The 11445-nt window shown below is 48.3% G+C and carries 10 protein-coding genes and 1 pseudogene; 8 read left to right on the forward strand and 3 right to left on the reverse strand.

Annotated elements, in window-relative coordinates; all coding sequences use genetic code 11:
• Positions 1-47: 47 nt before the first annotated feature.
• Entirely contained in the window at positions 48-1547 is a 1500-nt protein-coding gene (accC, locus tag H3H32_RS01525) for an acetyl-CoA carboxylase biotin carboxylase subunit (protein ID WP_182460922.1), read from the reverse strand.
• Positions 1548-1769: 222 nt separating this feature from the next.
• Here accC and H3H32_RS01530 point away from each other — a divergent pair.
• Positions 1770-3075, forward strand: a pseudogene (locus H3H32_RS01530) (aminotransferase class I/II-fold pyridoxal phosphate-dependent enzyme).
• Positions 3076-3220: 145 nt separating this feature from the next.
• Entirely contained in the window at positions 3221-3400 is a 180-nt protein-coding gene (locus H3H32_RS01535; protein ID WP_182460923.1) for a BF3379 family histone-like protein, read from the forward strand.
• A gap of 183 nt (positions 3401-3583) precedes the next feature.
• On the opposite strand, the gene H3H32_RS01540 is transcribed toward H3H32_RS01535, so the two are convergent.
• Positions 3584-3994 carry a MaoC family dehydratase gene (locus H3H32_RS01540; protein ID WP_182460924.1) on the reverse strand — a complete coding sequence of 137 codons (411 nt, stop codon included), beginning with the start codon at positions 3992-3994 and terminating at the stop codon, positions 3584-3586.
• Positions 3995-4162: 168 nt separating this feature from the next.
• Between H3H32_RS01540 and H3H32_RS01545 the strand changes: the two genes are divergently transcribed.
• On the forward strand, positions 4163-5386 hold the full coding sequence (locus tag H3H32_RS01545; protein WP_182460925.1) for an acyltransferase family protein: 1224 nt from the start codon (positions 4163-4165) through the stop codon (positions 5384-5386).
• 86 nt (positions 5387-5472) lie between these two features.
• Here H3H32_RS01545 and H3H32_RS01550 read toward each other — a convergent pair whose 3' ends face one another.
• On the reverse strand, positions 5473-5931 hold the full coding sequence (locus H3H32_RS01550; RefSeq protein WP_182460926.1) for a YybH family protein: 459 nt from the start codon (positions 5929-5931) through the stop codon (positions 5473-5475).
• A 110-nt stretch (positions 5932-6041) separates the two neighbouring features.
• Between H3H32_RS01550 and fabG the strand changes: the two genes are divergently transcribed.
• From fabG to argC, 5 genes are all read left to right on the forward strand, one after another.
• The gene (fabG, locus tag H3H32_RS01555) at positions 6042-6779 is read left to right on the forward strand and encodes a 3-oxoacyl-ACP reductase FabG (protein ID WP_182460927.1); all 738 of its coding nucleotides are present in this window, start codon (positions 6042-6044) and stop codon (positions 6777-6779) included.
• Positions 6780-7014: 235 nt separating this feature from the next.
• A complete protein-coding gene (locus H3H32_RS01560) occupies positions 7015-7893 on the forward strand; it encodes a diacylglycerol/lipid kinase family protein (protein ID WP_182460928.1) in 879 nt (292 codons plus the stop codon).
• 100 nt (positions 7894-7993) lie between these two features.
• Positions 7994-9199 carry an argininosuccinate synthase gene (locus H3H32_RS01565; protein WP_182460929.1) on the forward strand — a complete coding sequence of 402 codons (1206 nt, stop codon included), beginning with the start codon at positions 7994-7996 and terminating at the stop codon, positions 9197-9199.
• The gene (locus H3H32_RS01570) at positions 9196-10416 is read left to right on the forward strand and encodes a glycosyltransferase family 9 protein (RefSeq protein ID WP_182460930.1); all 1221 of its coding nucleotides are present in this window, start codon (positions 9196-9198) and stop codon (positions 10414-10416) included. Before H3H32_RS01565 ends, H3H32_RS01570 begins: the two co-directional genes overlap by 4 nt.
• Positions 10417-10450: 34 nt before the next feature.
• Complete coding sequence (gene argC / locus H3H32_RS01575) at positions 10451-11434, forward strand: N-acetyl-gamma-glutamyl-phosphate reductase (protein ID WP_182460931.1); 984 nt, start codon at positions 10451-10453, stop codon at positions 11432-11434.
• Positions 11435-11445: the final 11 nt, after the last annotated feature.

Consider the following 11445-nt stretch of genomic DNA (forward strand, 5'->3'; position numbering starts at 1 on the left):
TTTGAAATAGCGATTAATCAATTTAAGGGCGTCGGGGGTATCAAGCTTTAGCTCAGCCGATTCGCTTTCCACTTACTTCCTTTAGTCGCTATCTGGGTAGTCGGTCCGTTCGTCTTTGGCTTCTGATTCTCCATCAGATAAGCTGCTAACACAGCCGCCAATTCCGCTTCAGTAATATTCGGTACAGGCGTTAATTTATCGGGGGTAAAGTATTTACTCACAAAACCCGTATCGAACTGGCCTGATCGGAAAGCGTCGTGTTCCATCACAAACCGGCAGAAAGGGAGTGTTGTTTGTACCCCCGAAATCTGATATTCGTCGATGGCACGAATCATTTTCTGGATGGCTTCCTCACGCGTGTCGCCGTAGGTGATGAGCTTGGCAATCATCGGGTCGTAGTAGATTGGGATGGCCATGCCCTGTTCAAAACCATCGTCAACGCGAACCCCGTTTCCTTGTGGTCGTATGTAGGTTTCGAGCGTGCCTACATCGGGCAGGAAGTTATTGGCCGGATCTTCGGCGTACACCCGTACTTCTACCGCATGACCTTTGATTTGTAACTCTTCCTGCTTAATCGTGAGGGGTTTGCCTTCGGCGATGTAAATCATCTGTTTCACCAGATCGACCCCCGTAATCTGTTCAGTAACTGGATGTTCGACCTGAAGGCGCGTGTTCATCTCCAGAAAATAGAAGTCGAGTTTATCGTTGACGATGAACTCGACAGTGCCAGCGCCGTAGTAGCCACAGGCACGAGCTACATCGACAGCTGCCCGGCCCATAGCCTCCCGAATTTCGGGCGTTAAAATGGCCGAAGGAGCCTCTTCAACGACTTTCTGGTGCCGTCGCTGTACCGAACACTCCCGCTCAAACAAGTGAATGATATTGCCGTGCTGGTCGCCCAATACCTGAATCTCAACGTGTCGGGGCGACGTGACGTATTTCTCAATAAATACCGAACCGTCGCCAAAAGCCGATTGAGCTTCACTCACGGCGCGATCCATCTGCTCATCGAATTCCGCTTCGTTCTCAACCACCCTCATGCCTTTGCCACCACCACCAGCACTGGCTTTAATCAGAATAGGGTAACCAATTTGGGCAGATATAACTTTGGCTTCTTCCCGGTCGGTAATGGCCGAAGGTGTACCGGGTACCATCGGGATATTATAGTGGGCAACGGCCGCTTTAGCAGCCAGTTTACTGCCCATCACCTCAATACTTTCGGGAGAAGGTCCAACGAAAATTAACCCTGCCTGCCGAACGGCACTGGCAAAATTGGCGTTTTCGGAAAGGAAACCGTAACCCGGATGAATGGCATCGACGTTCAATCGTTTACACACATCAATGATTTCATCGGTTCGCAGATACGATTCCGTTGAGGGGGGCGGACCAACGCATACAGCCTCGTCGGCATAGCGAACATGAAGTGCGTTCCGATCGGCCTCGGAGTAAATAGCGACCGTCTGGATACCCATTTCACGGGCAGTTCGCATAATTCGTAAAGCAATTTCGCCCCGATTGGCAATAAGGAGTTTATTGATTTTAGCCACGCTGCTAGTCAGAAAATATCAGGAATAGTCAAGGGTAGTCAAAGATTGTCAAGAAGTTGCAATAATGACTATTCTTGACCATTCCTGACTACTTTGTAACAATAATACATGATTGTTACAAAACGATTATCGAATCGAAAATTTGCGCTACCGAAAGTTAACCGTATTTTTGCATTTACTCTGTAAAAAACAAGGGTTTGCCCTGATAAACAATAATAAAAAGTGGATTTATTTGAGAAGCTACGTAACAACTTAGGTCCCATCGGTTCGCCGGCACGGGAGTTCAATGGCCACCATTATTTCGCATTTCCTAAATTAGAAGGCGAGCTTGGCCCCCACATGCGTTTTCGGGGCAAAGAAGTACTGAACTGGAGCCTGAACAACTACCTTGGTTTAGCGAACCACCCCGAAGTTCGGAAGGCGGATGCCGATGCATCGGCAGAATGGGGCCTAGCTTACCCAATGGGTGCCCGCATGATGTCGGGAAACAGCGATCTCCACGAGAAGTTTGAAAAGGAGCTGGCTGAATTTGTAGGAAAAGAAGACGCTTTCCTGCTCAACTATGGCTATCAGGGGGTTATGTCGGCCATCGAGGCTGTTGTGGATCACCGGGATGTAATCGTTTACGATGCTGAGTGTCATGCCTGTTTGATTGATGGTATCCGCCTGCATAAAGCAAAAATGGGTGAATACTACAAATTCAACCATAATGACATGGCTAGTCTGGAGAAAAACCTTCAGCGGGCCACTAAGCTAGCCGCTGAGAAGGGAGGAAGCATTCTGGTGATTACCGAAGGTGTGTTTGGTATGTCGGGTAAGGTTGGTAGCCTGGATAAGATTGTTGCACTGAAAGAGAAATATGAATTCCGCTTACTAGTTGACGATGCGCACGGCTTCGGTACTATGGGCGAAACGGGTGCTGGTGTAGGCGAAATGCTCGGCTGCCAGAAGGGAATTGACCTGTATTTCTCAACCTTTGCTAAATCGATGGCTGCCATTGGTGCGTTTATCGCGGCCGATCACGACATCATCATGTACCTGAAGTATAACATGCGTTCGCAGACGTACGCTAAAGCGCTCCCGATGCCTTATGTGGTCGGTGGTCTGAAGCGTCTGGAGATGATTCGCAACTCGTCGGAATTCCGGGATAAACTCTGGGCGAACGTTCGGGCCATCCAGAATGGTCTGCGCGAACGAGGCTTCGATATTGGCGAAACAGAATCGCCCGTAACGCCTGTGTTCCTGCACCATATTGAGGGGGGCGTTGCCGAAGTGGCTACCCTAACGAAGGATCTTCGCGAAAATATGGGCGTGTTCTGCTCGATCGTTGTATACCCCGTTGTTCCGAAAGGCACGATCATGTTGCGCATTATTCGGAACGGCTGCTCACTCGCTGGAAGATGTGGAATATACGCTCAATGCCTTCGCGCAAATGGGTGATAAGCTCAAGCGCGGTGTTTACCGGGAAAATATATCTCCTGTAGCCCCAAAAACGCTGGAAGTATCGGCCGAAGCAGCCACTGAGTAGGGTTTTGAGTGAAAAATTGGATTTTTTGGTCATTTTTTTGTCTAAGCTATTGCGCTGTATAAGAGAATGACTAAATTTCAGTCGAAAACCGCGTTTTTAGCGGAATTTGGGCATTTTTCACACATTTAAACCCATACTTATCGCTATGGCACGCTTCGATGAAGTAAAGAATTTGGTTATGTCGCTAGAAGGTGATTTCGAAAAATTCTACGAAAAAAATAACCAGGCTGCCGGTACTCGCGTTCGTAAAGGAATGCAGGATCTGAAAACGCTGGCGCAGGAAATCCGTTCAGAAGTTCAAAATACCAAGAACGCGGCTGCGTAAGCAAAGGTCCTTAAGACCAAAAATTTAAAACTCCCTCACCAGATGATATGCTGGTAAGGGAGTTTTAAATTTTTAGGCCTTTCGCAAAAATAGATGAAAACCGTGCCACGGTCTGCCTCCTAATCTGAAAACAACCATGGCACGGCTTTCATCTATTTTTGTACGAACGAGCTGCTTCTCGTTTTACTGAACCTTTTCTTTGTGCATAAGTGTAGCAACGCCCTTTGTTGTGACCTTCCCCGTTTTTACATCCCGGATTTCACCCAGGATTTGGGCAATGTGCTTAACCGAATCAATTGACTGAACGGTGAACGTAGCTTCATAATCCACATCAACAAACATAGGGCGTAAAAACTCCAGCGTTTGCCCTAAATAAACGGAGCCGTAGCCTGGAAACTCCGTACCCAGCACTTTTGTGAAAACGCTGGCACCTAACATACCGTGAATAATTGGGCGTTTGAAGGGCGTTTGAGCGGCAAAGTCAGCATCAAGATGAAGCGGGTTATTATCGCCTGTAACGCGGGCAAAATCGACTACATCGGCCTGCGAAAACTGAAAGGCGTAGCGATGAACAGCATTGAGTCCAAATTCCATAGGAAAATGAATGATGAATGATAAATGATGAATAATATGCTACAAAAGCGGACCCGAATGTACAATGAATAATGATGATTCAGGAATAGTTCGGCACTACAGATTGCTGGTCCACCAGTCCGGCCATCATTCATCATTCATCATTCATCATTACCTTCGTAGTTACTTATGCTTACGAACTTGTTTTCGCTCCATACGGCGACTGCTAAACGCGTATTTGGATTAGATGTGATGCGGGCGTTGGCCATCCTGATCGTGGTGGATGCCCATGCAACGATTGCTTTGAAAGAATACTATAATGGAATCTTTCTGCATCATCTGCTACCCGACGGCGTCGAGTTATTTTTTGTCCTGAGTGGTTTTCTAATTGGCGGTATTCTGATTCGATCCTATGAAAAAAAGCAACGCTTCGATCGGGAGCTACTGCTTAATTTCTGGACACGTCGGTGGTTTCGGACCTTACCCAACTATTACCTGGTATTGGGTGGATTGATTCTAATGGCTTTGGTAAGGGCCTGGCGTAGTGGCCTCCATCATAATTTGCCGCCAGCAGGAACATTGATTAAGTACTTCTTTTTCGTCCAGAACTTTGCGCAATACGTTCCTGATTTCTTCACCGAAACCTGGAGTTTAGCCATCGAAGAGTGGTCGTACATTACGCTCCCGTTGGTGTTATGGATCATGCATAGCCTATTTTCGGCTCGGTGGCCTCGACAGCGAATTGTGCTGACAACTATTTTAACCATTATTATTAGTACGAATTTGTACCGATTTATAACGGCTTTACAGATCCCGATTTCGGAGGGAGAACTGGGGTATCGGGGTATTGTAATAACACGGCTGGATGCTATTTCGTATGGGGTGCTGGCGGCTTACGCCAGACATTATTTTCCGGCCCGATGGACAAATGAATCGCTGCGTCGCCGACTTTTGGTTATCGGCCTGATCATGACGGTAATCGCTTCTTTCTCGGCTTCTATTGTCATTATCGGTTACTATGGCCAGCTGGGCCTTTTTCCGGCTTACACATTTTTTAAACGCACATTCTATTTCCCACTTATTGGCCTAAGTATGGCTTTGCTTATGCCTTACATGGATGGCTGGCGAACTGCAACGGGCGTATGGGCTCGCTTTGGCATTGCACGGGCAATCACGCATATCAGCCTGATTTCGTATTCGATGTATTTGCTGAATCTAACCCCCATTATGCTGAACATAGTTGAGCGAATACCAACAACCTCCTATACAACTGGTTGGCTAAAAGTTGGCCTGTTTTGGGCATTAGTACTGGTATCGTCAACCCTTCTGTACAAACTTTTCGAGAAGCCCGTCACCGAACTCCGCGATCGCCTATCCTCCAAGGAGCCTACGCAGTTGATCAATGTTGAATGATTGAGTGATAGAATGATTGAATGATAGAGTGAGTGAATAGCTGACGCAAAACCTATTCACTCATTCTATCATTCACTCATTCAACATTAATTCGAATGGTCGCTAACGATTAGCCAGTGGTTATTAAGCTTACGCCATAGGAGGGTAAAGTAGCCATCAGCATCGCCAATTTTAGGACGCGTCAGGTGGAAGCGGCCGATCACATAGGCGACGTCTGGTGCGGGGAAATCCAATTGTAAAATGTCGAATTTGAGCGTTCCCATAGAAACGCGAGTGGGATACCGCTTTTTATAGTTGGCGAGCGTTGCCTCATACCCATACGTAATGCCTGCTTTACCGACAAACGTTAGCGAATCGGAGGGCCAATAGCCATTCATAAACTTATCGACTCGTCCAGAATTCCAGTCGGCGGTCTGGCGCTCCAGAATTTGCAGAATAGTTCGACGTTCTTTCGATAGTTCCTTTTGTTCGGATTCGATGGTGTGCTGACCCAGGACAGGCCACCAGATTGACGTAAGTAAGACTGCGACGATAATTCGGTTCATGATGGCTATTTTTTAATGAAACGATGGAAGCCTGTTCGTGGTTGGCAAATAGCCTATATTTTACCGTTATTTAACGCGTATTCTACGTAGACTTTTAGGTACGACAAACCATGCGATTACAAAATAAAGTAGCCATCATAACCGGTGCTGCCCGAGGAATAGGCCAGAAAGCTGCCGAAGTATTTTGCCAGGAAGGGGCAACCGTCATTATCTGGGATGTGCTCGACGAAGGCGAAAGCACGGCACAAGCGCTGGTTGCACAAGGATTTCGATGCGAATTCAAACACGTTAGCACAACCGATGTGCCAGCCATCGAAGCGGCAGCCCGTGATGTGTTTGACCGTTATGGCCGGATCGATATCCTGATCAACAATGCCGGAATCACGCGCGATAAGACCCTGTTGAAAATGTCATTTGCCGAGTGGCAGCAGGTTATTGATGTAAACCTGACGGGCGTATTTAACTGTACCAAAGTGGTTGCGCCTTATATGGTTGACCAAAAATATGGCCGAATTATCTGCACATCCTCGATCAACGGGGTTCACGGGGCCTTCGGACAAACAAATTATGCTGCTGCAAAAGCGGGCATCATTGGTATGGTGCGATCATGGGCTAAAGAACTGGGTCCTAAAGGTGTTACAGCTAATGCTGTGGCTCCCGGATTTATTCAAACGGCCATGACCGATGCCATGCCCGACGAAGTTCGTAATCAGGCGGTCGCGACTATTCCGGTGCGTCGTATTGGTAAACCCGAAGACATTGCCTACGCCTATTTATTCTTAGCCTCGGATGAAGCGTCGTTCGTGAATGGGCACGTGTTGTCTGTCAACGGAGGGCAGGCGTTGTAGACGGTTTGGGGTTTGTGGTTTACGGTGAGCTGACGCAAGTGTTACTGACGCGTCAGCTCACCGTAAACCACAAACCCCAAACCGTCCTTATCTTTGCCGTCGTACTTGCCGTAAACGATCCATGAACAGAATCCGAAAATTTTATAATGAGTATAAGCCGTACATTTTTTCGGACGGCTGGTACTATGTGTTTATCGTTGTTTTCATTCTCATCTTATTTATATTTTTTTCGTAAGTGGCTACCCGATCGGCTGTTTTGGCCATCATTAATCCAAATTCTGGCACCACATCTGCCGAGCAGAAAAAACTGCTTCAGGATGCCTTTATGCGTCAGGCTACGGCTCTGGACTACGCCCCCGAAATTGCGCATACAACGCATGCCGGGCACGCTACCGAATTGGCCGCGGCCGCCGTTGAACGGGGTGTTACGCGCGTACTGTCCATTGGGGGCGATGGAACTATTAATGAAATCGCCAAGGCACTTCGGCGGTCGGCTACGGCGTTGGGAATTGTACCCATTGGGTCGGGCAATGGACTGGCTCGTCATTTGGGCGTGCCCCTCAATCCCATGAAAGCCATTGATCGAGCCTTAAGCGGTCGGCCTGTGGTGATCGATAGTGGAGAAATTAACGAATATCCATTTTTCTGTACGGCTGGCCTGGGCTTTGAGGCCTACGTAGCTCATGAGTTTGCCAAACAGCCTGTGCGTGGTCTGCCAACGTATGTACGCACCGCCTTTCGGGCGTTTCAGGCTTATAAGCCGCAAAAGCTGTTGCTGAATGGGCAAACCAAAGAAGTGTTTTCCTTAACGTTTGCCAATGCGGGGCAGTTTGGCAACAATGCCTGGATGGCACCAACGGCCAATATTTCGGACGGGCGATTGGAACAATGCGAAATTCGACCATTTCCGGCACAGGCAGCCCCCATGATCACCTGGCGATTATTCAACAAAACGCTCAATCAGTCGAGCTACTGGCGCGGAAATTCGATTACGACAGCTACCGTAGAAACTGGCGAACCGTTATTAATTCATGCCGATGGCGAACCGTTGACGCTACCTACAGGGAGGGCTGAAGTACGGATAGTAGCGGGCAGTTTGCTGGTTTTATTATAAGTCTCTCAACACATTGACGCAACTAAACGTCAAAAGCCCGATATTTGCCCCTCCAAAACTATACTGATGCCGGGCGATATCGTTCGGTGTCTTCTGTCTGATGTCTCAAAAAGTAGTTCTTGCCTTCAGCGGAGGTCTCGATACCTCCTTCTGCGTTAAATATTTGTCCGAAGACCGGGGTATGGATGTGTACTCGGTGCTTGTCGATACGGGCGGTTTCTCCGATGCCGAACTCAAGGCAATTGAGGAGCGGGCTTACTCGCTGGGCGTTAAATCCCACGTAACCATCTCCAAAACAGATGATTATTATCAGCAATGCCTGAAATTCCTGGTATTCGGTAATGTCTTGAAAAACAACACTTATCCACTTTCGGTGAGTGCCGAGCGGATTTTTCAGGCCATTGCTGCGGCTGAATATGCGCGGGAAATTGGTGCGTCGGCCATTGCGCACGGTAGCACCGGAGCTGGTAACGATCAGGTACGTTTCGATATGGCGTTTCGGATCATTGCTCCCGATGCGGAAGTGATTACGCCAATCCGTGATTTGAAGCTGTCGCGTGAAGCCGAAATCGAATACCTAAAAGCAAAAGGCGTTGATCAGGAGTGGCACAAAGCGGCTTATTCGATCAACAAAGGTTTGTGGGGAACGTCGGTTGGCGGTAAAGAAACCCTTACGTCTGACCAGTTTCTGCCCGAATCGGCATGGCCAACTCAGGTGACGAAAACTGAGCCGGAAACCATTACGCTTACCTTCCAGCACGGTGAAATCAAAGCGATCGCCGGGCCGACGTTCGGTGATGAGAAATTTGCCAACCCAGTCGATGCCATTCGGAAACTAACCGAACTGGCTGGGCCGTATGGTATCGGTCGCGACATTCACGTAGGCGACACGATTATTGGTATCAAAGGTCGCGTTGGTTTCGAAGCACCTGCTCCGTTAATTCTGATCAAATCGCACCACACGCTTGAAAAACACGTATTGGGCAAGTGGCAATTGTACTGGAAAGAGCAACTGGCGAACTGGTACGGTACGATGTTGCATGAAGGCCAATTTATGGACCCCGTTATGCGCAACATCGAAACCTTCCTGGCCGATTCACAGGCACATGTATCGGGTAAAGTGCATGTGTTGCTGGCACCTTATCGTTTCCAGGTGCTGGGTATCGAGTCGGATCATGATCTGATGTCGTCGAAATTTGGTTCATACGGCGAAATGAACAATGCCTGGACTGGCGACGATGTACGGGGCTTCTCGAAAGTAGCTTCCAATCAGGTAATGATCTACGAGAAAATCAACAATCAGTGATCGGTAAATCGCGAAAATATTGTGCTCCTCGACGTATTGGTTACCCGCTGCAACTCCTTGATGTAGTGGTTGACCAATACGCACGGGGAAGCTATAGCCAGCGCGATTACGGCTCTTTAAATACCGAAGCGCCGTCTATTCTGCTCATGACGTCGGGGCATCTGGGCGATGCCCTGATTTTATCCTATGCGTTCCCTCTCATCCGAAAACGCTATCCTAAAGCACAAATCGACGTGCTGGCGGGCTCCTGGTGCGATCCTATCTGGAAGGGAAACCCGTACATCCGTAAGGTTGTCCACCTCAACCATGTTAGCACAAACCGACGACCTTTGTCGAAATGGGGCAAGTGGCAGGAGTTTTACCGAACAACCCGATCGGCTATAAGCGAACTGCGTGATACGGTGTATGATTACTCGGTTGATGTTCGGTTCTCCGATTCTCCCATGCACTTTGTGTTGCCTTATCTGAAGGTCAAACGCAAATTCGGTTTTGGTACCCGAGGTTTCGGCGGCTTGCTTGATGAGGAATTTTTCATGCCCGATGAGGAGATTCACAACTTCGATCTGATCCTGAAGGTATTGAAACCGATGGGCGTTGAAGGCGATTTACGGACCGTAGAGCCGTACTTTGTTCACCCAGCCCTCTCGCCAACTGAGTTGTGGGCCAAGATGAACCGCCCGGTTCCGACGCAGAAACCCGTTCTGATTTTCCCCGAATCGGGTGGAGAGTTTCGGATGTTACCTATTGAATACTGGGCTAAATTGGCAAGTAGGCTACTGATCGAAAGCCCGAATTCGCTAGTATTCAGTGGACAGAAAGCATTTACAACCGAATTATATGAGCGTGTTCGGAACGATCATCCGGTCGATGCCGACCGATTGGTACCGGCTGTTGGTACGCTGAATCTTCAGGATATTGCCAGTTTAAGCGAACAGGCACAGGTTGCTTTTACACTCGACTCGCTACCGATGCACCTTTGCTGTTTAGGATGTCCAACATTCTCGTTTCAGAAAAATGGCATGGGCGTTCAATTCTTCCCGATTGCCAGTCAGCCGACGGTCGTGGTGCATAATCACCAGCTTAGTCGAGATCTTACCATTGATCGACCTGGCTTTAGTAGTGAATACGTTACAGTTTTTGACGATACCGTTCTGGATCGTGCACTGGAATGGTTTCGGAGCGTGAATACACACAGCCGAATTACCCCGTCTAAGTGAATCAATCCGGTAAAGCGGTCGTTAGCTAAAAAGTATGGAAACAATTAATGTTGGTATCATTGGCGGAGCTGGCTACACAGGTGGCGAACTACTCCGTATTCTTATAAATCACCCATTTGTAAACGTAGCGTTTGTGTATAGCAACAGCCAGGCAGGGAAACCCGTCTGGGCAACACACACCGACTTGCTGGGCGATACAGACCTTACATTTTCGGGCGAAATCCCTTCGTTGAAGGATGGCGAAGCGACTGTCGATGCTATTTTCCTCTGTTCAGGACACGGGGCTTCGGTTACGTTCATGGCAGAAAACGAAGTATCTGATGATGTGGCTGTTATCGATCTCAGCGCTGATTTCCGCGATGAGCACGACGATTTTGTGTATGGCCTTCCCGAATTGCAGCGGGACCGTATTCAGGAAGCTACGCGTATTGCCAATCCTGGCTGTTTTGCTACCAGCATTCAGCTAGCCCTTTTGCCATTGGCTAAAGCAGGAAAATTAACTGATGCTGTTCAGGTGAGTGCCATTACGGGTAGCACCGGGGCAGGTCAGGCGCTTGTACCCACAACAGGCTTCACCTGGCGGAACAATAACGTATCGATCTATAAGGCTTTCACGCATCAGCACCTGGCTGAAATCCGTCAGAGTCTAACACAATTGGAGCCGGAGTTTAACCACGCTATTAATTTTGTGCCCTATCGGGGTGATTATACGCGGGGCATCATGGCCAATGTGTATACGCCATTTTCGGGTACGTTGGAAGAGGCCAAACAGCTCTATAAAGCCTATTACGAAGGCCATCCGTTTACACATGTCAGCGATGCATCAATTGATGTAAAACAGGTCGTGAACACGAATAAATGCCTGTTACATTTGGAAGTGCACGACGGTCAACTACTCATCACAAGTATCATCGACAACCTGACCAAAGGGGCGTCGGGGCAAGCCGTTCAAAACCTGAATCTGATATTTGGTTTGCCAGAAGATACTGGGCTACGACTGAAATCGGTTGCGTTTTAAGGAAGTAATGC

This window comes from Spirosoma foliorum (genome assembly GCF_014117325.1).
GTDB lineage: Bacteria > Bacteroidota > Bacteroidia > Cytophagales > Spirosomataceae > Spirosoma > Spirosoma foliorum.

Bases quoted from the DNA above. Each gene is read 5' to 3' on its own strand.
- H3H32_RS01535 (WP_182460923.1), top strand. From the start codon at position 3,221: ATGGCACGCTTCGATGAAGTAAAGAATTTGGTTATGTCGCTAGAAGGT.
- argC (WP_182460931.1), top strand. From the start codon at position 10,451: ATGGAAACAATTAATGTTGGTATCATTGGCGGAGCTGGCTACACAGGT.
- fabG (WP_182460927.1), top strand. From the start codon at position 6,042: ATGCGATTACAAAATAAAGTAGCCATCATAACCGGTGCTGCCCGAGGA.
- H3H32_RS01565 (WP_182460929.1), top strand. From the start codon at position 7,994: ATGTCTCAAAAAGTAGTTCTTGCCTTCAGCGGAGGTCTCGATACCTCC.
- H3H32_RS01550 (WP_182460926.1), bottom strand. From the start codon at position 5,931: ATGAACCGAATTATCGTCGCAGTCTTACTTACGTCAATCTGGTGGCCT.
- H3H32_RS01545 (WP_182460925.1), top strand. From the start codon at position 4,163: ATGCTTACGAACTTGTTTTCGCTCCATACGGCGACTGCTAAACGCGTA.
- H3H32_RS01540 (WP_182460924.1), bottom strand. From the start codon at position 3,994: ATGGAATTTGGACTCAATGCTGTTCATCGCTACGCCTTTCAGTTTTCG.